The sequence below is a fragment of the Haloarcula halobia genome (assembly GCF_029338255.1).
GTDB classification, from domain to species: Archaea; Halobacteriota; Halobacteria; order Halobacteriales; family Haloarculaceae; genus Haloarcula; species Haloarcula halobia.
Window position 1 is genome coordinate 1,489,167 of the sequence record NZ_CP119787.1, and the last position, 22,513, is coordinate 1,511,679.

General features: G+C 67.4%; 26 protein-coding genes. 21 read left to right on the forward strand and 5 right to left on the reverse strand.

Going from position 1 to position 22,513, the window contains the following annotated elements; all coding sequences use genetic code 11:
- Nucleotides 1-2: 2 nt before the first annotated feature.
- Complete coding sequence (locus tag P1K88_RS07865; protein WP_276413912.1) at nucleotides 3-443, reverse strand: pyridoxamine 5'-phosphate oxidase family protein; 441 nt, start codon at nucleotides 441-443, stop codon at nucleotides 3-5.
- Between the two features lie 93 nt (nucleotides 444-536).
- Here P1K88_RS07865 and P1K88_RS07870 point away from each other — a divergent pair, with 93 nt between their 5' ends.
- Nucleotides 537-953 (forward strand): Rieske (2Fe-2S) protein, encoded by a 417-nt coding sequence (locus tag P1K88_RS07870; protein ID WP_276413913.1) that lies wholly within the window; start codon nucleotides 537-539, stop codon nucleotides 951-953.
- A gap of 30 nt (nucleotides 954-983) precedes the next feature.
- On the opposite strand, the gene P1K88_RS07875 is transcribed toward P1K88_RS07870, so the two are convergent.
- A complete protein-coding gene (locus P1K88_RS07875) occupies nucleotides 984-1,274 on the reverse strand; it encodes a transcriptional regulator (RefSeq protein ID WP_276413914.1) in 291 nt (96 codons plus the stop codon).
- 84 nt (nucleotides 1,275-1,358) lie between these two features.
- Between P1K88_RS07875 and P1K88_RS07880 the strand changes: the two genes are divergently transcribed.
- On the forward strand, nucleotides 1,359-1,814 hold the full coding sequence (locus tag P1K88_RS07880) for a pyridoxamine 5'-phosphate oxidase family protein (RefSeq protein ID WP_276413915.1): 456 nt from the start codon (nucleotides 1,359-1,361) through the stop codon (nucleotides 1,812-1,814).
- A gap of 104 nt (nucleotides 1,815-1,918) precedes the next feature.
- Complete coding sequence (locus P1K88_RS07885) at nucleotides 1,919-4,498, forward strand: cation-translocating P-type ATPase (protein WP_276413916.1); 2,580 nt, start codon at nucleotides 1,919-1,921, stop codon at nucleotides 4,496-4,498.
- A gap of 1 nt (nucleotide 4,499) precedes the next feature.
- Here P1K88_RS07885 and P1K88_RS07890 read toward each other — a convergent pair whose 3' ends face one another.
- Together P1K88_RS07890 and P1K88_RS07895 are read right to left on the reverse strand one after the other, a co-directional pair.
- The gene (locus P1K88_RS07890; protein ID WP_276413917.1) at nucleotides 4,500-5,081 is read right to left on the reverse strand and encodes a VIT1/CCC1 transporter family protein; all 582 of its coding nucleotides are present in this window, start codon (nucleotides 5,079-5,081) and stop codon (nucleotides 4,500-4,502) included.
- Between the two features lie 3 nt (nucleotides 5,082-5,084).
- Entirely contained in the window at nucleotides 5,085-5,375 is a 291-nt protein-coding gene (locus P1K88_RS07895) for a DUF211 domain-containing protein (RefSeq protein WP_276413918.1), read from the reverse strand.
- Between the two features lie 100 nt (nucleotides 5,376-5,475).
- Between P1K88_RS07895 and P1K88_RS07900 the strand changes: the two genes are divergently transcribed.
- From P1K88_RS07900 to hpt, 18 genes are all read left to right on the forward strand, one after another.
- Entirely contained in the window at nucleotides 5,476-6,342 is an 867-nt protein-coding gene (locus tag P1K88_RS07900) for a universal stress protein (protein ID WP_276413919.1), read from the forward strand.
- 86 nt (nucleotides 6,343-6,428) lie between these two features.
- The gene (locus P1K88_RS07905; protein WP_276413920.1) at nucleotides 6,429-6,794 is read left to right on the forward strand and encodes a DUF4112 domain-containing protein; all 366 of its coding nucleotides are present in this window, start codon (nucleotides 6,429-6,431) and stop codon (nucleotides 6,792-6,794) included.
- Nucleotides 6,795-6,836: 42 nt separating this feature from the next.
- Complete coding sequence (coaBC, locus tag P1K88_RS07910) at nucleotides 6,837-7,997, forward strand: bifunctional phosphopantothenoylcysteine decarboxylase/phosphopantothenate--cysteine ligase CoaBC (protein WP_276413921.1); 1,161 nt, start codon at nucleotides 6,837-6,839, stop codon at nucleotides 7,995-7,997.
- Nucleotides 7,998-8,105: 108 nt separating this feature from the next.
- A complete protein-coding gene (locus P1K88_RS07915; RefSeq protein WP_379786848.1) occupies nucleotides 8,106-9,161 on the forward strand; it encodes a monovalent cation/H+ antiporter subunit E in 1,056 nt (351 codons plus the stop codon).
- Nucleotides 9,154-9,429: a cation:proton antiporter gene (locus P1K88_RS07920; RefSeq protein WP_276413923.1), complete on the forward strand. Its 276-nt coding sequence runs from the start codon at nucleotides 9,154-9,156 to the stop codon at nucleotides 9,427-9,429. The genes P1K88_RS07915 and P1K88_RS07920 overlap by 8 nt, the downstream gene beginning before the upstream one ends.
- On the forward strand, nucleotides 9,426-9,746 hold the full coding sequence (mnhG, locus tag P1K88_RS07925) for a monovalent cation/H(+) antiporter subunit G (protein WP_276413924.1): 321 nt from the start codon (nucleotides 9,426-9,428) through the stop codon (nucleotides 9,744-9,746). The genes P1K88_RS07920 and mnhG overlap by 4 nt, the downstream gene beginning before the upstream one ends.
- Complete coding sequence (locus tag P1K88_RS07930; RefSeq protein ID WP_276413925.1) at nucleotides 9,743-10,282, forward strand: DUF4040 domain-containing protein; 540 nt, start codon at nucleotides 9,743-9,745, stop codon at nucleotides 10,280-10,282. Before mnhG ends, P1K88_RS07930 begins: the two co-directional genes overlap by 4 nt.
- Nucleotides 10,279-10,752, forward strand: coding sequence for a Na(+)/H(+) antiporter subunit B (locus P1K88_RS07935; protein ID WP_276413926.1), 474 nt, complete (start codon nucleotides 10,279-10,281; stop codon nucleotides 10,750-10,752). The genes P1K88_RS07930 and P1K88_RS07935 overlap by 4 nt, the downstream gene beginning before the upstream one ends.
- Nucleotides 10,749-11,108 (forward strand): cation:proton antiporter subunit C, encoded by a 360-nt coding sequence (locus tag P1K88_RS07940; RefSeq protein ID WP_379786850.1) that lies wholly within the window; start codon nucleotides 10,749-10,751, stop codon nucleotides 11,106-11,108. Before P1K88_RS07935 ends, P1K88_RS07940 begins: the two co-directional genes overlap by 4 nt.
- On the forward strand, nucleotides 11,101-12,600 hold the full coding sequence (locus P1K88_RS07945) for a monovalent cation/H+ antiporter subunit D family protein (protein WP_276413927.1): 1,500 nt from the start codon (nucleotides 11,101-11,103) through the stop codon (nucleotides 12,598-12,600). The genes P1K88_RS07940 and P1K88_RS07945 overlap by 8 nt, the downstream gene beginning before the upstream one ends.
- Nucleotides 12,597-14,294 carry a proton-conducting transporter transmembrane domain-containing protein gene (locus P1K88_RS07950; RefSeq protein WP_276413928.1) on the forward strand — a complete coding sequence of 566 codons (1,698 nt, stop codon included), beginning with the start codon at nucleotides 12,597-12,599 and terminating at the stop codon, nucleotides 14,292-14,294. The genes P1K88_RS07945 and P1K88_RS07950 overlap by 4 nt, the downstream gene beginning before the upstream one ends.
- Nucleotides 14,294-16,069, forward strand: a complete 1,776-nt coding sequence (locus P1K88_RS07955; RefSeq protein WP_276413929.1) for a Na(+)/H(+) antiporter subunit D — start codon at nucleotides 14,294-14,296, stop codon at nucleotides 16,067-16,069. Before P1K88_RS07950 ends, P1K88_RS07955 begins: the two co-directional genes overlap by 1 nt.
- 359 nt (nucleotides 16,070-16,428) lie before the next feature.
- On the forward strand, nucleotides 16,429-16,911 hold the full coding sequence (locus P1K88_RS07960; RefSeq protein ID WP_276413930.1) for a type IV pilin N-terminal domain-containing protein: 483 nt from the start codon (nucleotides 16,429-16,431) through the stop codon (nucleotides 16,909-16,911).
- A gap of 132 nt (nucleotides 16,912-17,043) precedes the next feature.
- Nucleotides 17,044-17,622: a DUF7344 domain-containing protein gene (locus tag P1K88_RS07965; RefSeq protein ID WP_276413931.1), complete on the forward strand. Its 579-nt coding sequence runs from the start codon at nucleotides 17,044-17,046 to the stop codon at nucleotides 17,620-17,622.
- Nucleotides 17,623-17,903: 281 nt separating this feature from the next.
- Nucleotides 17,904-18,338 (forward strand): type IV pilin N-terminal domain-containing protein, encoded by a 435-nt coding sequence (locus P1K88_RS07970; protein WP_276413932.1) that lies wholly within the window; start codon nucleotides 17,904-17,906, stop codon nucleotides 18,336-18,338.
- 87 nt (nucleotides 18,339-18,425) lie between these two features.
- A complete protein-coding gene (locus P1K88_RS07975) occupies nucleotides 18,426-18,914 on the forward strand; it encodes a hypothetical protein (RefSeq protein ID WP_276413933.1) in 489 nt (162 codons plus the stop codon).
- Nucleotides 18,911-20,809 carry a hypothetical protein gene (locus P1K88_RS07980; RefSeq protein ID WP_276413934.1) on the forward strand — a complete coding sequence of 633 codons (1,899 nt, stop codon included), beginning with the start codon at nucleotides 18,911-18,913 and terminating at the stop codon, nucleotides 20,807-20,809. The genes P1K88_RS07975 and P1K88_RS07980 overlap by 4 nt, the downstream gene beginning before the upstream one ends.
- 44 nt (nucleotides 20,810-20,853) lie before the next feature.
- Nucleotides 20,854-21,423, forward strand: coding sequence for a hypoxanthine/guanine phosphoribosyltransferase (gene hpt, locus P1K88_RS07985; RefSeq protein ID WP_276413935.1), 570 nt, complete (start codon nucleotides 20,854-20,856; stop codon nucleotides 21,421-21,423).
- A 120-nt stretch (nucleotides 21,424-21,543) separates the two neighbouring features.
- Here the strand turns inward: hpt and P1K88_RS07990 are convergent, their stop codons facing one another.
- Nucleotides 21,544-22,365 (reverse strand): CPBP family intramembrane glutamic endopeptidase, encoded by an 822-nt coding sequence (locus P1K88_RS07990; RefSeq protein WP_276413936.1) that lies wholly within the window; start codon nucleotides 22,363-22,365, stop codon nucleotides 21,544-21,546.
- Between the last annotated feature and the right edge of the window lie 148 nt (nucleotides 22,366-22,513).

Below are 22,513 nucleotides of genomic sequence, written 5' to 3' on the forward strand. Positions count from 1 at the left end.
CGTCAGTCGGCCATCTGGCCCTCGACGATGCCGTTGAGCTTCGTCACGCGCATCCGCAAGATGTCGAACTCGAGCTCGCTGACCGGGCGTTCGTGCACCTCGAAGTACGGGATGTCGAGGCGTCTGGTCACCTCCTCGATGGACGCGTCGACGTTCTCCTCGGCGAGGACCTCGAGTTCGCCCTCCGCGAGCACGCTCTTCCACCCCTCGTCGGTGTCGGCGTAGACGACGAAGGTCACGTACTCCGCGGCCTCGATGAACTTCCGCTTTTGACTCCCCGGTCCGTACCCCAGCCGGAAGTAAAAGCTCGTGTCGTCGTCGTCGAACCAGTACGCCAGCGGCACGCCGTAGCCGTCGTTCTCGCGCCCCATCGAGAGAACGCCGGTCCGCTGGCTATCGAGGAACTCCGCTATCTGGATGGCGTCCATGTCGACTCGACTCATATCTGTTCCTACTGTTCGTGTGACAATAAGGCTACGTGCGCCCGGCAACGCTTCCGAACGTTGAAATCGGGGACCGTCCTACGGGGAGACGAGATGGACGAGGACAGTCGTATCGCCCCCCTCGAGGCGGTGCCCGACGACGGGACGCTCCTGTTTACGGTCCGGGACGGGTTCGATACCGAGGAGGCGCTCCTGGTGTCGCTGTCTGACGGTGTCGTGGCCTTCGAGAACTACTGCCCCCACTGGCGGGACGTCCGCCTCGACAAGGGCAGCGGGGCGACGATGCGCGGGGACGAACTGGTGTGTGAGAAACACGGCGCGACGTTCGAATCCGACTCCGGGTACTGCAACTACGGCCCCTGTGAGGGGGCGGTACTCGAGGCGATCGCCGTCCGCGTCGAGGACGGAGCGGTGTACCTCACCGACGACCGCTACGAGTTCGAGAACCGTGGGCCGTCTGGCGACCACGACCGGTCCTCGCGGGGCCGGATCGGGTTCTCCGGCCAGTAGGCGGGCCACGCGACCGCCGACCCACACCGGCTACTGGATCCTGTAGGCCGGTTCCGAGACGCTCTCGTGTTTGCACTCCGGGCACCGACTGGGCCGGTTCGTCAGGTCGTCGAAGTCGGCGAACCCGCAGGCGTCACACTCCGGGGGCGCCACGAGCAGCTGTTCGTCGGTCGAGTCGAGCGACCGGGCGATGTGTTCGACGTGTGTGAGCGCGTCGCTGGTCTGTATCTCGAACGTCCGTGCAATCGTCCCGGCCGCCATCGGTTCCTCGCGCAATCGGTCCGCGATGCGCTGGCGCGTCGTCCGACTTGCCTCGCGCATGCCAGTAGTTGGCAACCAGCCGTTATAGACCTGTTCCTCAGGCGCCGGCGTGGCTTTATTACTTCCGGTAGAGTTACATGACGTATGGAAGACACACACCGCGCAGCGGTCGCCGCCGAGGAGCGCGACGAGTTCCTCGGGGTCGGCGGTACCGGCGTCGTCTCGTTCGAGACCGAGTCGGGCCGCTCGCCACACTCGGTCCCGGTCTCGTACGGCTACGACCCCGACCAGACGACGTTCTACTTCCGGCTGGCGACGGGCCTAGACAGCGAGAAAGGCGAGGTCCTCGACCGGCCGGTCACCTTCGTCACCTACGGTCGCGACGGGGAGACCGACCGCTGGGTGAGCGTCGTCGCGAAGGGTCGCCTGGAGGCCGTCGACGCCGAGGGCATCGAGACGGACACGCTCGCGGGCCTAGAGCAGGTCGACATCCCGCTCGTGGACGTCTTCGACGTGCCCGTCCGGGACATCTCCTTCGAGTTCCTCCGGCTCGTCCCCGAGGAGCTGACCGCCCGGAGGGAACTCCGGGCCGACGTCTGACCGTGTTCCGGTCACCGGCGTCGAGGGCGGCCGGCGCGACGCCGGGCGTGCGCGCCGCGTCCGAGCGACACGCGGCCAGTGGGGGCTGAGCCCGCGGGCGACAGATGGAGTGGCACGCACGCTCGGCGTCGGACGTCCTGGCGGCGCTCGAGACGACCGAAGAGGGGCTCTCGAGCGACGAGGCCGCCGAACGACTCGCGTCCGTCGGTCACAACGAGATACGGACCGACGAGCGCCGGCACCCGGTCTGGGTCTTCCTCGACCAGTTCTCGAGTGCGCTCATCTGGGTCCTCCTCGCGGCCGCGGCCCTCTCCTTTGCCATCGGGCACACGGTCGATGCCGTCCTGATAACGGTGATCCTGCTCGGCAACGGCGTCTTCGGGTTCGTCCAGGAGTACCGCGCCGAGCGAAGCCTCGAGGCGCTTCGCGAACTGGCCACGCCGGAGGTGCGGGTCCGCCGTGACGGCACCGACGCGACGGTAGCGGCGACAGATGTGGTCCCCGGAGACGTGGTCCGCCTGAAGCAGGGCGACGTCGTGCCGGCGGACTGTCGCCTGCTCGAGAGCCGGAACCTGGAGGTCGACGAGGCCGCGCTGACCGGCGAGAGCATGCCCGTCGAGAAAGCCGTCGAGGCCGTCGACGCGGACACACCGCTGGCCGAGCGCCCCAACGTGGTCTACAAGGGAACGAACGTCAGCCGCGGCCGGGCGCTCGCCGTCGTCGTCGAGACGGGGATGGAGACGGAGATGGGCGCTATCGCGACGGAACTGCTCGCCGCCGAGGATCCGGAGACGCCCCTGCAGCGTGACCTGCACAAGCTTGGGCGCCGACTGGGCCTCGCGGTCGTGGTCCTCTCTGCGATCATCGTCCCGTTGCTCGTCGCCGGCGGCACGGCGCTGGTCCAGGCGGCCCTGACGGCCGTCTCGCTCGCCGTCGCCGCGATTCCCGAGGGGCTGCCCGCCGTCGTCACGCTGACGCTGGCGCTGGGCGTCCGGCGGATGGCCGACGAGAACGCGCTGGTCCGGACCCTCCCGGCCGTCGAGGGGCTGGGCTCGGTCGACGTGGTCTGTACGGACAAGACCGGGACGCTGACCGAGGGCGAGATGCGGGTCCGGGTCGCCTGGGTCGACGACCAGTTGTTCCGCGTCGAGGGCGTGACGGACGAGACAGACGCCGAGCACGAGTCCGACGACCGGCTCCGTACCCTCCTCGAAATCGGTGCGGTCTGTAACGACGCGACCGACGACGAGGGCGACCCGACCGAACGGGCACTCGTCGCCGCCGCAGCGGAGCACGGCCTCGACGTGGGAACGCTCCGCGGGGAGCGCCCCCGCGAGGACGAGGTGCCCTTTACCTCGGAGCGAAAGCGCATGGCCACCGTTCACGAGGACGTCGTCTACGTCAAGGGCGCACCCGGGGTCGTCCTCGAGCGAGCGACCCGCGTGCTCCGCGAGGACGGCCCGGAACCGATGGACGAGGCGACCAGGGAGCGCATTCTGGCCCAGGTCGAGGGCTTTGCGAGCGACGCGCTGCGCGTGCTCGCGTTCGCCTACAAGGACCGCTCGGACGAGGGCGGTCCCGAGGAGAACCTCGTCTTCGTCGGCCTCCAGGGGCTCATCGACCCGCCGCGTGACGCGGTCGCGCCGGCCATCGACGACACTCACCGGGCGGGTATCGACGTGAAGATGATCACCGGGGACAACGAGGTGACGGCCCGCGCCATCGCCGGGCAGGTCGGAATCGAGTCGGCGTCGCTGACCGGCGCGGACATCGAGGCCATGGACGACGAGACGCTCCGCCAGCGAGTCGAGGAGATCGACGTCTTCGCCCGCGCCGAACCGGTCCACAAGGTCCGGATCCTCCGGGCGCTCCAGGCCAACGGCCACGCGGTGGCGATGACCGGCGACGGCGTCAACGACGCCCCGGCGCTGAAAAACGCCGACGTCGGCATCGCGATGGGCATCCGCGGTACCGACGTCGCGAAGGAGGCAAGTGACATCGTCCTGCTCGACGACAACTACGCGACCATCCGGACTGCCATCGAGCGCGGACGGACCATCTTCGACAACATCTGGAAGTTCGTGGGCTACCTCCTCTCGGCGAACGCCGCCGAGGTGTTGCTGGTCTTCATCGCGTCGCTCTTTGGCTACCTCATCCTGCCGGCGGTCCAGCTGCTCTGGATAAACCTCCTGACCGACGGCCTGCCGGCGCTCGCGCTCGGTACGGACCCCTCCGGCGACGTGATGGACCGCCAGCCCAGGGAGCGGGGGTCGGGCATCATCGACCGGGAGATGGTGGCGTTCATCGTCGGCGCGGGACTCGTCGCCACCGCCGTCATGCTCGGACTGATGTTTTTCACGCTGGACGGGGCACCGGCGGTCACGCCCTACGCGATGACGATGGTGTTCACTGGGTTCGTCGTCTTCGAGTTCGCCAAGCTGTACGTGGTCCGCTGGACGAGAGACACGCCCGTACTGTCGAACCGGTGGCTCGGGGCCGCCGTCGCGCTGTCGAGCCTGCTCCACCTCGCGGTCCTGTACACGCCGCTGCGGACCTACTTCGGGACGGTGCCGCTCTCGCTCGCCGACTGGGGCCTGCTGGCGGGCGCACTCGCCATCGGTGGACCGCTGTTCGTCGTCGTCGGCTTTGTCGTCAAGCGGTACGTCGCCCGGCCGACCGCCTGACTCACCCCGGCAGGACGAGGTTCACCGCCGCGACGACCAGTCCCGCGAGCCCCATCCGGGCGGCCGCGACGTACCACCGCTGCCCGGAGATAGAGCCCATGTAGGCCCCGAACGCGCCGAGGACGCCGACGCCGAGACCGACGGCGACGACCGCCGCCTCGGCCATCGTGAAGACCGACCCCTCGAAGAGGAAGGCTGTCAGCGGCACGAGGATGCCGACCAGCGGCCCGAGGCCGCTCATCGTCGCGTGCAGGACGCGTGCACTGCGGTGGTCCCGCTGGATCCGCGTGTCGTCCAGGTCGGTGAGCATCGCGCGCTCGATGCGCCGTATCTCGGCTCTGGTCTCGGCGCGCTCGATCTCCCAGACGCTCCAGACCGCGGAGGTGCCCAGGCCGACGGCGGCGCCGAGCCCGATTCTGATGACCGTCAGCCCGTCGGGCACTCCCGACAGGACGGCCCCGACGACGATGCCGATGCTGGTCAGCGTCCCGTCGAAGCCGTTCGAGATGAAGTACCGGCGCGAGATAGCGCGGACGTCCTCCCGGGCGAGCAGCGCCCGGAGCCGACTGCGAACGGGGGGCACGCCTCAGGCGTCCTGGAACGTCGCTCGTTCCTCGACGACGTACTCGCCACAGGACACTTCGTCGATGGAGTGGACCGACGCGCCCAGCTCCTCGATCGTGCCCTCGACGTCGTCGTAGGCGACGCTCTCGCCTTCCAGCGTGACCTTGACCGTCTGTACCTCCTTGTCCTGTTCGACCAGCGAGACGGTGGTCCCCACGACGCTCTCGACCCCGGTGATCCGCTTGGTGAACGCGGGCAGCGGGGGCTCGTGGGGCTTCAACACGTCGAGGACGATACGGCGGACGGCGACCATGGCACGTCGTAGGGGTGCCCCGGCCCTAAAAGTACCTCTCCAAAAGTACTTTCGGACGAGCAACAATTTAAGGCCGCATCCCCCGAACTCTCGGGCACAGATGTTCGACACCATCATCGTACCCACCGACGGTAGCGACCAGGCCCACCGGGCACTGGCGACGGCCGCCGAACTCGCGCGACAACACGACGCGACGGTCCACGTCCTGACGGTCGTCGACAGTCGCTTCCTCGGCAAGGCGACGGAGATAGACGACGCCGAGGCGACGGCCTCGGCCGACCTCGCGGAGTTTACCGCCGCCGTAGACACCGAGGGGCTGTCGGTGACCACGACGGTCCGCCACGGGATCCCCGACGAGGAGATCCGAACCTACGCGACCGACCACGATGCCGACCTGGTGGTGATGGGGACCCACGGCCGGACCGGCGTCCGCCGCTACGTCCTCGGGAGCGTCGCTGAGAAGGTGGTCCGTCTCTCCGACGTGCCGGTCCTGACGGTCCACGGGACGGACGGCGGCGCCGACGTCTCCTTCGAGAACATCCTCGTCCCGACCGACGGGAGCGAGGGGGCGCAAGCGGCGGCCCGTCCGGCCGCGGCCGTGGCGATGCCCACAGGCGCGACGGTCCACGCACTGTCCGTCGTCGACGTCCGCTCGATGGGCGTCGACGTCCGCTCGGACCTGATACTCGACGAGCTCCAGCACGTGGCCCAGGACGCCGTCGGCAGCATCGAGGACGACCTGGCGACCGAGGGCGTCCAGTCCATCCGCACCGAGATCGTCCACGGCGTGCCCTACCAGGCGATTCAGTCCTACGTCGAGGACAACGACGTCGACCTGGTGGTGATGGGGACCCACGGCCGGACCGGCCTCGAGCGCTACCTCCTCGGGAGCGTCACGGAGAAACTCGTCCGGACCGCGCCGGTGCCGGTGCTGACCATCCGGGCCCCGGAGGAAGGCGAGGAATGAGCACGGCGTGACGCGGGTTGTGCCGATGCCGGGACCAGGCCCTTGTTCGGTGAACGGGTAGTGGAGGGACACGCACCGCCAGACCGATGATACGCTATCGAACGCAACCGGAGCGGGAGGCCGGCCTCGAGCGCGCCCGCCGCGTCGCCCACGTCATGGACGGCGCGGTCAGGGTTCCGGGCACGGACGTCAGGGTCGGACTCGACCCGATCCTCGGCGTCGTCCCGGTCTCGGGCGACGCCGTCGCCGCGCTCGTGTCCCTGTACGTCGTCTTCGAGGGCCTCCGCGTCGGCCTCCCGAAGCGAACGCTTGCGGCCATGCTCTGCTGGGTCGCACTCGACTTCCTCGTCGGGTCGATTCCGCTCGTCGGCCCGCTGTTCGACGCCCGGATGCGAGTCAACGAGCGGAACGCGGGGACCATCGATCGGTACGTCGACCGACGGCGACAGTGAGAGGGGCCGGGACTTTTAGCCGATGGGGGCGAAGTGGCGGCCATGCTGACCGGAGTCAACGTCGTCCTCGGGGTGTCCGGGTCCATCGCCGCCGTCAAGACGGTGGAACTCGCCCACGAGTTGCGCCGCCAGGGGGCCAGCGTGCGGGCCGTGATGACCGACAGCGCGACGGGCATCGTCCACCCCTGGGCCCTCGAGTTCGCCACCGAGCACGACGTGGTGACAGAGATAACCGGCGCCGTCGAGCACGTCGACCTCTGTGGCACCGACGGGTGGGGCGACGTCCTCCTGCTGGCGCCCGCGACGGCCAACACCGTCGGGAAGGTCGCGGGCGCCATCGACGACACGCCGGTGACGACGTGTGCGACGACGGCACTGGGGGCCGGGATTCCGGTCGTCGTCGCCCCGGCGATGCACGAACCGATGTACGACCATCCGGGCGTGCTGGACGCCATCGAGCGCGTCGAGTCCTGGGGTGTCGGATTCGTCGACCCCCGCGTCGAGGAGGGGAAGGCGAAGATCGCCACCGAGGAGGCCATCGTCACCGACGTCGCCAGGGCGGCCGGGGACCGCCCACTCGGGGACCGCCACGTCGTCGTGACGGCGGGGGCGACCACCGAGTCCATCGACCCGGTCCGGACACTCTCGAACCGGGCGTCGGGCCGGACCGGCCGCGAGGTGGCCCGGGCGTGTTACGTCCGCGGGGCCGACGTGACGCTCCTCCACGACGGGCCCGACGTCCCGTACGCCACCGTCGAACGCGTCGAATCCGCCGCGGAGATGACCGCGGCGGCGACGGACCTGGCGCCGGCGTGCGACGCGCTCGTCTCGGCGGCCGCCATCTCGGATTACACCGTCGACCGGGCCGACGAGAAGATCCGCAGCGGCCGGTCGGGGCTGACGCTCGCGCTCGAACCCACGCCGAAACTCATCGACACGGTCCGGGAGGCTGCCCCGGACCTCCCCATCGTCGGCTTCAAGGTCGAGACGGACGGCGACGACCCGGCCCTCGTCGAACAGGCCCGCGCGCTTCGCGACCGGGTCGGCCTCGCCTTCGTCGTCGCCAACGACGCCGGCGTCATGGGCGCCGACCGGACCCGCGCGCTGGTCGTCCGCGACGGCGACGCCACGGAGTACGCCGGTGACAAGCGGGGACTCGGAGCGCGCGTCGCCGACGAACTGGCGTCGGAACTTGACAGCTGACACACGGCGGGTGACTCATTGCGAAATAGTTTTGCGTGTGCCGCAGTTTCTCACCGATAACGACAGTACAGCGCGCCAATCTACGATAGACAGGATTCTCAAACCACTGTGACTGTATCCAATTCACGCCGACTGCTGGTCCCTGTCGCCGATTCCGTGACGGTGCGAAACACCGTCGCCTACGCCATCGACCAGGCCGGGGTGCTCCGGCGGGACGGCGACGCACCGGTGGAGCTCCACTTCGTCGTCGTCCCGGGGACCCGTGCCGTCGATCCCGACGCCCCGGAAGAACTGGGCGCGGCGACCGACCTGCTCGACCGCGTCGCCGTCTGGACCGACGAGGACCTCGGGGGCGACCCCCCCGAGGGGCTCTCGGTGACCCTCGAGGTGGTCGGCGCCGACCGCTACCTGTTCAGTCCGGGCGACTACGCCGACGTCCTCCTCGAGTACGCGGCCGAACACGACATCGGCCGGGCGATCCTGGACCCGGAGTACAACCCCGGTGGCGCCGCGCCGATGTTGCGCCCGCTCGAACTCGAACTCGCCAGAAACGGTCTCGAGATAGAGGAGGCCCCGGTCGAGCGCGAGGCCCGACAGACGGTGCTGGCCCGCGCGGCGACGCTCCCGAAGTACGTGAGCGTCTTCGCCGCCTCGTACCTGTTTTACCTGCTGTTGAGCCCGTGGAAACCCCTGGACTTCTTCACGGGCGCGATAACCGCCACGCTGGTCTCGGCGCTGCTGGCGCCAATCGCCTTCAGCAAGCAACCGTCCATCACGCGCCTGCCCGTCCAGCTGGCCCGGATGGTCGTCTACGTCCCCTACCTGCTGTGGGAGATCGCCCTGGCGAACCTCCACATCGCGAAGGTGGTCCTGCACCCGTCGCTGCCTATCGACCCCACCGTCGTCCGCTACCGGGCGGCCGTCTGGGGCGACGTCCCGGTCACGACGCTCGCGAACAGCATCACGCTCACGCCGGGGACGCTGACGATAGACGTCACTGACCGCGCCTTCGACGTCCACGCCCTGACCGACAGCTCCCGGGCGGACCTCCTGGACGGCAGCCTCGAGCGGGCGGTCCGGTTCGTCTTCTACGGGCGCGAGGCCGCCGCCATCGCCTCGCCCGAGGAGCGCGGCGACGGCGAGGAGGTGACGTACGATGGTTGAGTTCGAGACGGCGCTGCTGGTCATCGCGGGGGCGTTCGTCGTCTTCGCCATCGTCTCGCTGTACCGGGTCTTCGCCGGCCCGACGCCGTTCGACCGCATCATCGCCGTCAACGTCGTCGGGACGAACACCGTCATCGCCATCTCGCTGGTCGCCGGCGCGTTCGACCAGTCGGTGTTCCTCGACGTGGCGCTGGTCTATGCCCTGCTGAACTTCCTGCTCTCTATCGCGTTCTCGAAGTTCACCGTCGAGCGGGGTGGTGTGCTGTGACGCCGACCGAGTGGGCCATCGTCGCGCTTGCGGCGCTGGGCGCCTTCTTCGGCGGTGTCGCGGCCATCGGCATCGTCCGTCTACCGGACGTGTACACACGCGCCCACGCGGCCTCCAAGAGCGACACGCTGGGGGCGGTCCTCGCGCTCGCGGCCGTCGCGCTGGCCATCCAGACGAACCTCTCGACCGTCAAGGCCGTGTTCCTGCTCCTGTTTATGTTCCTGACGAACCCGACGGCCGCCCACGCCATCGCGCGTGCCGCGGCCGACCAGGGCATCCAGCCGTGGACCGTCGAGGACGGGGAGGGTGACCGATGACGCTGACGCTCGTCGAGGCGGCGCTCATCGTCTTCGTCGTCGCCTGTGCGCTGGGTGCGGCGCTGTTGCGGGACCTCCTCTCGTCGGTCATCGCCTTCGCGGCCTACAGCCTCGGGGTCTCTATCATCTGGGTCATCCTCCAGGCGCCCGACGTGGGGTTGACCGAGGCGGCCGTCGGCGCCGGCATCATGACCATCCTGTTCCTGCTGGCGATGGCAAACACCGTTCGCCCGGACGAATCCCGGCGCTTCGAGTCGGTCCGGCTGCGGACGGTCGTCGGCGTCGGCGCGTTCGTCGTCGTCCTCGGTGCGACGATACCCTCGCTGCCGGCCATCGGCGACCCGACGGCCCCGGTGGTCGCCGGCGAGGTGACCCAGTACTACATCGCCAACGCCTACGAGGAGACGGGCGTACACAACGCCGTGACGGCGGTGCTCGCGGCCTACCGTGGGTTCGACACGCTCGGCGAGGCCGTGGTGGTCTTCGTCGCCGGCGTGGCCGCGCTGTCGGTCCTCCGGCAGGAGGTGTTCGCATGAGCGCCGACGACCAGCCCGGACTCTACGTCGAGAGCACCATCATCATGACGACGGTGCGGGTCGTCTCGCCGTTCGTCCTCACCTTCGCCCTGTTCGTGATGTTCCACGGGGCCGATTCGCCCGGCGGCGGGTTCCAGGGCGGGGTCATCGCCGGCGCGACGGTGATGATGCTCGCGTTCGCCTACGGCATCGAAACCACTCGCGAGTGGGTCGACGTGCGTGTCATCGCGGCGCTGGCCTCCGGCGGCGTCCTCACGTTCGCCGCCATCGGCCTGGGTGCCATCGCGCTGGGCGGAAACTTCCTCCAGTACGACGAGTACCTGTTCATCTACAAGGAGGCCAGCAAGTACGGTATCGAACTTGTCGAACTGGGCATCGGCGCCATCGTCGCGAGCGTCGCCATCGGCCTGTTTTTCCTCCTGGCGGCTGGCTACGGCCACGTCGTCGACGGCGAGGGAGGTGAGGCATGATACTCGACCTGCTCCAGACCCACTACAACTACTACGCGGTGGTCGTCCTGCTGGGTATCGGCCTGTACATGCTCGTCGATTCGGACAACCTCGTCAAGAAGGTCATCGGGATGAACATCTTCCAGACGGGCATCTTCCTGTTTTTCATCACGCTGGCCTTCCGGGCCGGGGGCAATCCGCCGGTCATCACGGAGGGCGGGGGTCCCTATGTCAGCCCGCTGCCCCACGTCCTCATCCTGACCGCCATCGTCGTGGGGGTGAGCCTGACGGCGGTGGCGCTGGCGCTCATCATCCGCATCTACTCGGAGTACGGGACGCTGGACGAAGAGACCCTCAAACAGCTCTACTATGATTGAACAACTCCCCGTCTTACTGGTCGTCGTCCCCATCGTCGGCGGTGCGGTACCGCTGGTGGCGAGTCTCGTCTCCGACCGTGCTGGCTGGCCCATCGCGACCCTCACGCTCGCGGTCCACACCGCACTCGCGGGGTGGCTCGCGTGGTCGGTCGGGACCGGCGGGACGATCGACTACGCGGTCGGCGACTTCGCCATCCCCTACGGCATCGAACTCGTGGTCGACGGCCTCTCGGCGGCCGTCGTCCTGCTCATCAGCGTGGTCGCTCTCGGGCTACTCGCCTACGCGCGCAGGGCGGGTCCGCGCTCGAACGCCTTCTACAGCCAGTATCTCCTGCTCGTGACCGGTCTCTCCGGGATGGCGGTCACCGGCGACGTGTTCAACCTCTATGTCTTCCTCGAGATCACCGGGCTTGCGGCCTACGGCCTGGTCGCCAGCGGCCGGGAAGCCAGCGCTGCCGTCGCCGCGCTGAAGTACCTCATCATCGGGACGGTCGGCGCGTCGCTGTACCTGCTGGGCGTCGGCTACCTGCTGGCGGTGACGGGGACGCTGAACATGGCCGACCTCGCGGGCAAACTCGCGGCCATCGGCTACGGATCGCCGCTCGTCCTGACTGCCTTCGCGCTCATGGTCGGCGGCCTGACGGTCAAGGTCGCGCTCTTCCCGCTGCACACCTGGCAACCCGACGCCTACGCCAACGCACCGGATACGGTGAGCGCGTTCATCTCGGCGCTGGTCTCTACCGTCGCGGCGTACGCGCTCGTTCGCGTGCTCTTTTCGGTGTTCACCGTCGACTTCCTCACGGCGGTGCCGGTGGCGCGCTGGACGCTCGTCGGCCTGGCCTGCGTGAGCATCGTCGCCGGCAGCGCCCTGGCCGTCTCCCAGACCAACGTCCAGCGGATGCTGGCGTACTCCTCGGTCTCCCAGTTCGGCCTCGTCGTCGCCGGGTTCGCCATCGCGACGCCCACCGCGGTCGTCGGTGCGACGATCCACCTGCTGGGCCACGCCGTGATGAAGGGGGGCCTCTTTGCCGCCACCGGCGTCATCGAGCGCGAGACGGGCGCGTCGACGGTCGGCGGGTACGCCGGACTGGGAAGTCGGGTGCCCGTCGGCGCGGCGAGTTTCGCCGGCCTCGCGCTGGCGATGGTCGGCGTCCCCCCGGCCATCGGCTTCGTCGGCAAGTGGTACATCGTCGTCGGCGCCGTCCGGGCGGAGATATGGCCCGTCGTCGTCGTCCTGCTGGCGAGCACGCTGCTGACGCTCGCGTACTTCGCGAAACTGGTCGAGCGGCTCTACTTCGCCGAACCGACGATCTACGAGGGCGACGACGACGCCGGGGCCGCACCGGTCGCAGACGGCGGTGAGAGCCCTGTCTCGGCCGGGATGCTCGCCGTCGTCGTCGGCGCGGCCGTCCTCGCCGTCGCGCTCGTCGCCGCCGTCCCGACACTCGAACAGACGCTGCTCGAAACGCTCCCACCGCTCCTGGACCAATGACAGACGTCGCCTCACTCAGACCCCTGCTCGCCGTGCTCGTGTCGGCCGTAGCGATCCCAGTCATCCTCTCGTTCAAGGAGCGCCCGAACGTCCGCGAGGGCGTCACCATCGCCGTCGCGCTCGCGAAGTTCGGCGTCGTCGCGAGCATGGTCCCCGGCGTGCTCTCGGGCACCCGCTATGTCTTCTCGATCGGTCAGTTCGCGACCGGCATCGAACTCGCTCTCCGCGTGGACCCGCTTGGCCTCCTGTTTGGCCTGCTCGCGAGTCTGCTCTGGATCGTCACGAGCTTCTACTCCATCGGCTACATGCGTGGGCTGAACGAACACGCCCAGACGCGCTACTTCGCGGCCTTCGCCGCGAGTCTCGCCTCCGCTATCGGCGTCGCGTTCTCCGCGAACCTCCTGACACTGTTTGTCTTCTACGAACTCCTGACCGTCTCGACGTACCCACTCGTGACCCACGACGAGACGCCACAGGCCCGCGCGGCCGGCCGGAAGTACCTCGCGTACACCTTCGGCGGCGGCGTCGCCGTCCTCGGTGGCACCGTCCTCGTGTTCTTCCTCACCGGGACCGGGGTGACCGGGGGCACGACGGCGTTCACGCCCGGGGGAATCGCCGCCCTCGCGACCGCCGACCCGACGCTGGCCCGCGCGGCGTTCGCGCTCCTCGTCGCCGGCTTCGGCGTCAAGGCGGCGCTGATGCCGATGCACTCCTGGCTCCCCGACGCGATGGTCGCGCCGACGCCCGTCTCGGGCCTGCTGCACGCCGTCGCCGTCGTCAAGAGCGGCGTCTTCGGCATCGCACGCGTCGTGCTCGACGTCTTCGGCCCCGACGTGATGGCCGACCTCGGCGTCGACCTCCCGCTCGCCGCCGTCGCCGCGTTCACGCTGCTGACCGCGAGCGTCATCGCCCTCCGCAAGGACAACCTCAAGCGCCGCCTCGCCTACTCGACGATCAGCCAGCTGTCCTACATCGTGCTGGGGCTCGCCTTGCTCGAGGGGCCGGCGCTGGTCGGCGGCCTGCTCCACATCCCCGCCCACGCGTTCATGAAGCTCACCCTGTTCTTCTGTGCGGGGGCCATCCACGTCGAGACCCACACCGACGACATCAGCGACATGGCCGGCATCGGGAGACGGATGCCGCTGACGATGGTCGCCTTCGGCGTCGCGGCGGCCGGGATGGCCGGCATCCCCCTGGTCGCCGGGTTCGTCAGCAAGTGGTACATCATCATCGGCGCGCTGGAGGGCGGTGGCCTCGTCTTCGCCGCCGCCCTGCTGGTCTCGGGCGTGCTGAACATCGCGTACTTCTGGCCCATCGTCTACCAGGCGTTCTTCGAGTCGCCCGACTCCTACGACGAGAAACCGCTCCTCGAGGAGGTGCTGGGCGGGCGGACCGCGGTTCGCGCCGACGGCGGCGACGAAGCCGCGACCGACGCAGAGGGCGAGGAGATTCCCCGGCCCGAACACGTCGACCACCTCGGCAAGCACCACGAGGACCACGATCACCACGGCGGTCCGCCCGCCGACGGCTGGGACGACCGCGGCTGGCTCGGCGCCGAGAGCACCTGGTTCATGCTCGCCCCCATCCTGACGGCCGCCACGCTCTCGCTCCTGCTGGGCATCGTCCCCGACACGGCCGTCTTCCTGCGCATCGTCGAGGCCGTCGTCACCGGCCTCCCGGGGGTGGTGGCCTGATGTCGACGCTGACGCTCCTCCCGCCGGTGGTCGTCGTGCTGGCGACGGCGATCCTCGTCGGGGTGCTCCCCCGGAAACCTGCCCACGCGCTCGGTGCCGCCGTCCCCGCGCTGGCCGTCCCGTGGTCGCTTTCAGTTCCCGCCGGGACCCATCTCCAGACGACGTTCCTGGGCTTCCAGGTCGCCTTCCTCAACGTCGACGAGTTCTCGCGGCTGATGGGCCTCATCTTCGGCATCATCGGCACCGTGGCGGTACTGTACTCCTACGCGAGCGAGGCCGAGTCGGTCCAGACGGCGTTCGCGCTCTCGTACGTGGGGACGAGCTTCGGGGCCGTCTTCGCCGGCGACTGGCTCACGCTCCTCTTCTTCTGGGAGCTGATGGCCGTCACGAGCACGCTGCTGGTCTGGCACTACCGCGGCGTCGCCGTCCGCGCGGGCTTTCGCTACGCCCTGCTGCACGGCATCGGCGGGACGCTCCTGATGGCCGCCATCCTCCAGCACTACGTCGTCCAGGGGACCTTCATGTTCACCGGCGACGGGATCACGGCGGGGCTCCCCGCGGCGCTGGCGGCCGTCGGCATCGGCGTCAACGTCGGGTTCATCGGCCTGCACGCCTGGCTGCCCGACACCTACCCGCGCCCGCACATCGCCGCCAGCGTGTTCCTCTGTGTCTTCACCACGAAGACCGGCGTCTACGGGATGTACCGGGCGTTCCCCGAGGGCAACGTCGCCATCGCGTACATGGGCGGCGGGATGGCCGTCTTCGGCGCGATGTTCGCGCTGTTCCAGAACGACATGCGCCGCCTGCTCTCCTATCACATCCAGTCCCAGGTCGGCTACATGGTCGCCGGCGTCGGCATCGGGACGACGCTGGCCCAGGCCGGCGCGTTCGCCCACGTCTACAACCACATCCTCTACAAGGCGCTGCTCTTCATGACCGCCGGCGTCGTCATCTACCGCACCGGGAACGAGAACCTGAAGAAACTCGGCGGCCTCGCCCGCGAGATGCCCATCACCGCCGTCGCGTTCACCGTGGCGGCGCTCTCTATCGCCGGCTTCCCCGGCTTCAACGGCTTCGTCAGCAAGGGCATCGTCATCGCCGGCGCGCACTACGACTTCGTGACGGGCCCCATCACGCTCGGCACCGAGCGCACGACGCTCGAGTGGCTCCTCCTGCTCGGGGGCGTCGGCACGTTCATGTCGTTCATCAAGTTCGGCTACTACGCCTTCTTCCACGGCGAGTACGACGGCACCGTGAAGGACGCCAACCGCGGCCAGACCGTCGCGATGGTGGCCGTCGCGGTTCTGTGTGTCGGCTACGGCCTCCTCCCGGGGACGCTGTTCGGCATCCTCCCCTTCGACGTGACCAGCGAGAGCGTCGTCTCGCACGTCTACGTCACCTACACCACGGGCCACGTCGTCGAGGGACTCGCGCTCGCGATCGCGGGCCTCGTCGGCTTCTATGTAACCAAGAAGCCACTCTCGAAACTCGGCCGGGTGCCCGACGTCGACTCGCTGTACAACCCGGCCGTGTTCTACGGCATGCGCGCGCTCGTCTACGCCACGACGGACCTCTATGCCGCCGTCGACCGGGCGGTGGTCCGGGGGACGGCGGTGACGACGCACGTCGTCTCCGAGCCAAACGAGGTGGTCCGCCGTCTGCGCGCGTCGGCACAGGACGACGAGTCCTTCGCCTACCCGCTTCGTGCCGGCATCGGGTTCAGCATCCTGGTGCTGGCGGTGTTCGTCGCGCTCGCGATGCTCGCCCTGTCGTGACCCTTCCGCTCTCCGCTCCTGTCCGTCGGTCGATGGGACTGGCGCCCCACGTCGCGGCACCGTCCGCACGGATTCGGTGACTGGTAACCGACCCCGTCGTCGATGGGCCACGCTTACCGACGATTGGACAGTTATAGTGACTGTTTACTGAAGCCGAATTACTCAAGGTAATTCGGGCTCTTTGGGGCCTAAAAACTCATTTCAAGGCGTAATTGAATCGATGAAGGGTGAGAAGGGTATATATGCGCTGCAGTCCAAGTACGAGTCAGCACACCTCCGCGAACAAGGCCCGACTTCCGAACAGTAGGGACTTGTTACCACCGTGCGATACGCACCGCCGGTGTGCGTGGACACAAGACATGAATCCGAAACAACTCCTCTCAGACGACGACGCTGTCTCGCCGGTCATCGGCGTCATCCTGATGGTCGCGATCACAGTTATCCTCGCCGCCGTCATCGCAACGTTCGTCCTCGGTCTCGGTGACCAGATCAGTAATACCGCGCCGCAAGCGAGTTTCTCGTTCGAGTATAACGAAGGTGCCGATGATAACTATGATAATGACGACGACGGCGATGGGACGCTGAATATAACCCATGATGGCGGAGACACGATTGAAGCCCAGGACCTTTCGGTTTCAGGTTCTCAAGACGACGGTTCTTGGGGAGATGATATTTCAGAGATCGACTCCAGCACTGCTCAGTTCGCTGCCACCTCTAAAATTAGCGCCGGAAGCACGCTTACAGTGAACGTTAATTCCGACGATACAGTCCGAGTCACCTACCAGGATCCCAGCGGCGGGAGCACGGCCACTCTCGGCAAGTGGGAAGGTCCCGACGCGTAACCACTTCGGTTCCAGTTCTCTGCGGATTTTCACGAGAAATCTCGGCCACCGCTGGAGTTATTAGTGCGCATCGCGCACCTCCTGGTATCGGATGGTTTCCGGACGAACGGGACGACGGGGTCCTGCCCAGCAATGAGTCAGGAGACGAAGGTGTCCGGGACCCGCACGTCGAGTGACCGGCTGTCGAAGGGCGAGATTTTCGACGTCCTCCAGAACGAACGCCGCCGCTACGTGCTCCAGTATCTACGCACAAACGGCGGCCCGGTCGAACTCGGCAATCTGGCGTCGGACGTCGCCGCGAAGGAATACGACTGCGTGCCTGCCGAAGTCTCGAGCGCACAGCGCAAGCGCGTGTACACGACACTCCAGCAGACGCATCTCCCGCGCATGCACGACGCGGGCATCGTCGAGTACGATTCCGAGAACGGCGTCATCGACACAACGTCACATACGAACGAGCTGACGGTGTATCTCGAGATCGTCCCGGGGGGCGAGTTCCCGTGGCGGGAGTACTACCTCTCGCTGGGCGCCATCAGCCTCGCCGTCGTCGCGATTCTCTGGGTCGGCATCTACCCGTTCACGCTCGTCCCACCGCTCGTATGGGCGACGGTGATGGCCCTCGTCCTCACGGGCTCGGCAGCGTACCACACGTACGTCGCACGCGAGGTCACGCTCAGCGAGTACGCCGAGGACCAGGAGAGCGACGAATAGCTGCGTTCGGTTTCGTGGGCGGCACTTTTCCTGTTACATTGCCGACCACTTTGTCGATTGGCCCCCTCGACCTATTACCTCACCAACTAGTCTCGGAATCCGGCTTCAACAGGCTCTTGACGCGTTTCAAGCCGGGGTTGAACGGGTGAAACGTGTTTCGGGTATAAGTCAGATCACGTGGATACACCAACCAAGCACACCTCCACGAGCAGCGAAATATCTCCTTACCGGAGATAGGTTCGAATTACTGCTCGGACAAAACCCGGTGTGTGGAGAACACAATGGATATCAAACGACTCATCCACGACGACGACGCTGTCTCGCCGGTCATCGGGGTCATCCTGATGGTCGCGATTACCGTCATCCTGGCGGCCGTCATCGCGTCGTTCGTCCTCGGACTCGGCGACCAGGCACAGCAGACGACTCCACAGGCAAGTTTCTCGTTCGATTATACATCCGGTGGCCCGCTTGATGTCACTCATGATGGTGGTGACTCTATCGAAGCACAAGAGCTGTATATTCGCGGTAGTAATCTAAATAGTCAGACTGGAAGTTGGGACTCAATCGGCTCTTACAGTCCAACTAGTGAAATCACAGCTGGTAATTCTCTGAGCCTTAGCGGGGTTCCAAATAACTACGATGTGAGGGTTGTCTACGAAACTGTGGAGGGCGACAACTCTGCGACTCTCGCTCAGGACCAAGGGCCTAACGCATAACTAACCCCGATTTTTCTCGTTTCTACCGTCCCACAGCGACCGCTCTCTACGATGCATTTATCTCCGGCTATCCAGTGGGTGCTAACGATGGACTATGCTCGTGGCGTCGTGTTCGGCGCGGTCGGCGTCATCCTCGTCACGACGCTCGTCTCCGGCCCCCTCGTTCCCGGTGTCGCGCTCACGTCCGAACCGGCCCAGCAGGCGCTGGGTCAGGGGACCGCCACCGTCGCCGACGCCACGCTTCCCGAAACCGCCACCTTCGAGCGTGCGTCCTTCGGGGCAGAGAACTACCATCTGACCGTGCCGGCGACGACGGTACGATTCAGCACGCTCGAGGGGAGTCCGACGCTCTCCTATCGGCTGACCATCGCCGGGCTCGATTACACACGGACGACGACGCACTTCCTCGGGCCGTCGACGGGTGACCGGTACCGACTGACGATGCGGTCGGACACCTTCTCGCTCGAGGCTATCAACCAGTCGTCGTACGAGGGCCGACTCTCGGTCGTCAAACGCGACTCGAGCGGTGAGACCGTCGTCGCGTCGCGAACCGTCACCATCGGGGTGTCCGGATGAGCGTCGCCGAAGCGGTCGCCAACCTCCGGACCGAGAATCCGCTCGACCATCTCCGAGAGCGGAGCGTGGCCGTCCTCTTCGGTGACAGACCCGGCCTCGCAGTCTTCTTGGGCACGCTGTGCCTGTTCGGCCTCGTCTGGCGCACCGACTTTCTCATCACCGACTCCTATACCCTCGCCAACGGGCTCTACAGTCTCTCGAACGGCCAGCTCGTCCTCACCGAAGCCGCCTACGGTCCGCGGCTGGATACCCCGGGTGCGGAACGGGTCGGCGACGCGCTCATCGCGCGGAACTACGGCGCCATCGTGCTCTCGCTCCCGGTCTGGCTCGCGCTGGAGGGGCTCGAACGCGCCGTCGACCTCCGCATCGCGCTCGTCGCGCTCTGGTCGCTGGCGCTGCTGGCGCTCGTCGTCACGGTCGGGCGCTACCTCGGGGACGACCGTATCACGGTCGCCGGTAGCCTCGGCGTGCTCGCGCTGTTCGCCCTGAACGTCACGCTCGCGCACCCGCTCGACGGCGAGATGACGCACCTCTACGCCCTGCAACTGTTCCACCTCGGGATCGCCGCGTTCACGCCGGTTCTCTTCTACCGCCTCCTTGCTCGCATGCACTCGGCGCGCGTGGGGCTGGCCGGCACCGTGGTGCTTGTCCTGGGCACGCCGCTGGCGCTCTGGGCCAGCGTGCCGAAACGCCACGCGCTCACGGCGACGGTCGTCGTCGCCGTCGCGTACTTCCTCTACCGGAGCCGGACCGATGCCGACGGCACGCTGGTGCGTCGCCCGGCGACGTTCCGCGGCCTCGGGTACGCGACAGTCGGCCTGTACGCCTGGGTCCACGCGCCCGAGGCGCTCCTGTTGCTCGTCGCGCTCGCCGTCGCCGACGTCCCGACAGCCCCGGACAACAGCGCGCGGACGCTCGCTATCGTCGCGGCGGCGTTCGCCCTCTCGCTGGTTCCGTTCCTCGTGACGAACGCGCTCGTCGTCGGGTCGCCGCTCAAACCGCCGCGGCTGTTCGCCGTCTCGGGTGGTGACGCGGTGAGTTCGGCAGCCGGTGGCTCGAGTTCGGGTTGGACTTCGACCGGCCCGCTCGAGCCGCTGCTCCTCGCCCTCTCGCCGTTCCTGTCCGTCGTCTCGAAGTTCCTCCGTCCGCTCACGATCCTCGCCGGCGAACTCGTCGTCGGGTTCGAGTCGATACTGACAGGACCGTCCGAAATCTACCACACGCTCGTCCGGTCCGGCCACACCTCGGGCACGCTGAACCTCGACAACGAGGAGGCCGTCAACCTCTCGGTGCTCGAGTCGGCCCCCGTGTTGCTTGCCGCCGCGGGTGTGCTCCGAGCCGCACAGGCGCGAGCAGCTGATCTTTCGCTCCCCGCCCGCGTGCTCCCGGCGAGCCGCGTCGTGGACCTCTTTGCCCTCCTGGCCGTCGTCGGCCTCACGCTGCAGTACGCCAGCCGCCTCCCCATCCACGCCCAGATAACCGTCCGGTACCTGTTCCCGCTCTTCCCGCTGGGTGTCTACCTGGTCGTTCGCCTCCGGGTCGTCCGGCAGACGCTCACCGACCACTGGCGACCGTTCGCCTGGACGGTCGCGGGGACGCTGCTGGTCGGCGGGCAACTCGTCGTCGTGGTCGTCTACCTCACCGCCGACGGCCTCGGCGAGGCGTTCCAGTTCCACGCGCTGCTCGCGCTCGCAGTCGGACTCCCGCTCGGGGTGTGGGCGCTCGCGGGTCGGTCCGACGGGTGGGGCGGCCGCGTCGGGGCCGTGCTGCTCGGCGTCGCCACGGCCGTCCCGACGCTGTTCGTCCTGCTGACCGCCCTCGAGTACTACCCGCTTGGCAACGCCCACGCGCTCCCGATGGTGCGGGAATTTGCCGATCTGCTGACACTGCTGTGAGTCGCTGACGGAGAATTTTTGTACGGGCTTGCAGTACCGACGCCATGGACCAGCTCAAGGAGTCGCTGCTCGAGGCGCCGATAATCGAGAAAGACGGATACCACTACTTCGTCCACCCCATCAGCGACGGCGTCCCGATGCTGCACCCGGAACTCCTCCGCGAGATCGTTATCAAGATCATCCGGAAGGCCGAACTCGACGACATCGACAAGATCGTCACGCCGGCCGCGATGGGCATCCACATCTCGACGGCCGTCTCGCTGATGACGGACATCCCGCTCGTCGTTGTCCGCAAGCGCAAGTACGGCCTCGACGGCGAGGTGTCGCTCTCGCAGGTCACAGGCTACTCCGAGAACGAGATGTACGTCAACGACGTCTACGAGGGCGACCGCGTCCTCGTCCTCGACGACGTCCTCTCGACCGGCGGCACGCTGGCCGCGCTCACCGGTGCCCTTGAGGACATCGGGGCCGAGATCTGTGACGTCGTCAGCGTCATCAAGAAGGACAACGGCACGAACGAACTCGACGAGGCCGGCTACGACGCCAAGACGCTCATCAACGTCCAGGTCGTCGACGGCGAGGTCGTCATCACCGACGAACACGGCGACGGTTGAGGGTCGCGGCGTCGCTACTACGGTCCCTCGCCGGAAGTCCGTTGCCCGTGATAGATTCACTGTGGACGAGAGACGTGGGCGTGCGACGGCTCTCGGCACCGAGGACAGGTGGTCGTCGTCTTATCGCGAGTTCGAGACGAGCTCGGCGCTCTCGGTGTGCGTCGCGCTGCCGTCGCGGGAGCGGCCATCTTCGGCGGCCCGGTCGTCCTTCCAGAGGAGCCAGACACCCATCACGCCGACGACAAAGATGACGCCCAGCGTCGTGAGGGTGTACGCCTGTGGCTGGCTGGCGCTGAGAAGTCCCGTCACGTTGACGGCGAAGTGCCAGACGATCAGTGGCCAGATACTATCGAGTCGGAAGGCGACCGCGGCGAGCCCGATACCCAGCGGGATGATGAGAATCATGGACGGGAGCCACTCGGCGACCGAGCCCCCGAGGATGATCTTCGAGACGTGCGTGAGACCGAATGCGGTGGCGGTGACGACGCCGGCAAAGAGGTGGCCCCGCGACTCGAGCGCCCGGAGCAAGACGCCCCGGTAGAGGATCTCCTCGAAGAGCGCCGCGCCGAGCGCAACGCCGACCACGATGACGAGGAGGGTCGCCCAGTCCTGGAGAATCACTCCCCGGACGAGGGATACCTCGGGGATAGCGAGTCCGAACACGACCGGTATCGCCACCGCTGCGCCGAACGGCAGGAGGTACACCAGCGCCCGGCGGTCGACCGGAGCGAGGAGACGGATCTCGTCCCACCACCCCAGCCACGCAACCAGTGCGATCGTGAGGCCGACGAACAGCCAGTTCAAGAGGAGTCCGACACCGTCGAGCGTGAGTTGCGGCAGGAGCGGCGCGAGGACGAACCGACCGCCGACGGCTACCCCGACAAGTACGACGGTCACCCCGAGGGTGAATGTGATCGGCCGACGTTCGATAATCGCGTTCATACGATAGCAACGACGTCAGACTACTTATAGAGATATTGATATATACTGGCAAACGATACCCTGCCGGCTCTGTCGCTTCGTTACTGTCACCGTTCAAAGCGCGACGGGTGTCGGTCCCCGCGATGTGACCGCCAGCCGACGGGAGGTA

What these genes read in the sequence shown, in the direction of transcription:
- P1K88_RS07950 (WP_276413928.1), top strand. Translation starts at nt 12,597, where the DNA reads ATGACAGACGTCGCCTCACTCAGACCCCTGCTCGCCGTGCTCGTGTCG.
- P1K88_RS07905 (WP_276413920.1), top strand. Translation starts at nt 6,429, where the DNA reads ATGATACGCTATCGAACGCAACCGGAGCGGGAGGCCGGCCTCGAGCGC.
- P1K88_RS07955 (WP_276413929.1), top strand. Translation starts at nt 14,294, where the DNA reads ATGTCGACGCTGACGCTCCTCCCGCCGGTGGTCGTCGTGCTGGCGACG.
- P1K88_RS07895 (WP_276413918.1), bottom strand. Translation starts at nt 5,375, where the DNA reads ATGGTCGCCGTCCGCCGTATCGTCCTCGACGTGTTGAAGCCCCACGAG.
- P1K88_RS07875 (WP_276413914.1), bottom strand. Translation starts at nt 1,274, where the DNA reads ATGCGCGAGGCAAGTCGGACGACGCGCCAGCGCATCGCGGACCGATTG.
- P1K88_RS07865 (WP_276413912.1), bottom strand. Translation starts at nt 443, where the DNA reads ATGAGTCGAGTCGACATGGACGCCATCCAGATAGCGGAGTTCCTCGAT.
- coaBC (WP_276413921.1), top strand. Translation starts at nt 6,837, where the DNA reads ATGCTGACCGGAGTCAACGTCGTCCTCGGGGTGTCCGGGTCCATCGCC.
- P1K88_RS07965 (WP_276413931.1), top strand. Translation starts at nt 17,044, where the DNA reads ATGAGTCAGGAGACGAAGGTGTCCGGGACCCGCACGTCGAGTGACCGG.
- P1K88_RS07940 (WP_379786850.1), top strand. Translation starts at nt 10,749, where the DNA reads ATGATACTCGACCTGCTCCAGACCCACTACAACTACTACGCGGTGGTC.
- P1K88_RS07900 (WP_276413919.1), top strand. Translation starts at nt 5,476, where the DNA reads ATGTTCGACACCATCATCGTACCCACCGACGGTAGCGACCAGGCCCAC.
- P1K88_RS07975 (WP_276413933.1), top strand. Translation starts at nt 18,426, where the DNA reads ATGGACTATGCTCGTGGCGTCGTGTTCGGCGCGGTCGGCGTCATCCTC.
- P1K88_RS07970 (WP_276413932.1), top strand. Translation starts at nt 17,904, where the DNA reads ATGGATATCAAACGACTCATCCACGACGACGACGCTGTCTCGCCGGTC.
- hpt (WP_276413935.1), top strand. Translation starts at nt 20,854, where the DNA reads ATGGACCAGCTCAAGGAGTCGCTGCTCGAGGCGCCGATAATCGAGAAA.
- P1K88_RS07885 (WP_276413916.1), top strand. Translation starts at nt 1,919, where the DNA reads ATGGAGTGGCACGCACGCTCGGCGTCGGACGTCCTGGCGGCGCTCGAG.
- P1K88_RS07920 (WP_276413923.1), top strand. Translation starts at nt 9,154, where the DNA reads ATGGTTGAGTTCGAGACGGCGCTGCTGGTCATCGCGGGGGCGTTCGTC.
- P1K88_RS07980 (WP_276413934.1), top strand. Translation starts at nt 18,911, where the DNA reads ATGAGCGTCGCCGAAGCGGTCGCCAACCTCCGGACCGAGAATCCGCTC.
- P1K88_RS07935 (WP_276413926.1), top strand. Translation starts at nt 10,279, where the DNA reads ATGAGCGCCGACGACCAGCCCGGACTCTACGTCGAGAGCACCATCATC.
- P1K88_RS07930 (WP_276413925.1), top strand. Translation starts at nt 9,743, where the DNA reads ATGACGCTGACGCTCGTCGAGGCGGCGCTCATCGTCTTCGTCGTCGCC.
- P1K88_RS07990 (WP_276413936.1), bottom strand. Translation starts at nt 22,365, where the DNA reads ATGAACGCGATTATCGAACGTCGGCCGATCACATTCACCCTCGGGGTG.
- P1K88_RS07880 (WP_276413915.1), top strand. Translation starts at nt 1,359, where the DNA reads ATGGAAGACACACACCGCGCAGCGGTCGCCGCCGAGGAGCGCGACGAG.
- P1K88_RS07870 (WP_276413913.1), top strand. Translation starts at nt 537, where the DNA reads ATGGACGAGGACAGTCGTATCGCCCCCCTCGAGGCGGTGCCCGACGAC.
- P1K88_RS07960 (WP_276413930.1), top strand. Translation starts at nt 16,429, where the DNA reads ATGAATCCGAAACAACTCCTCTCAGACGACGACGCTGTCTCGCCGGTC.
- P1K88_RS07945 (WP_276413927.1), top strand. Translation starts at nt 11,101, where the DNA reads ATGATTGAACAACTCCCCGTCTTACTGGTCGTCGTCCCCATCGTCGGC.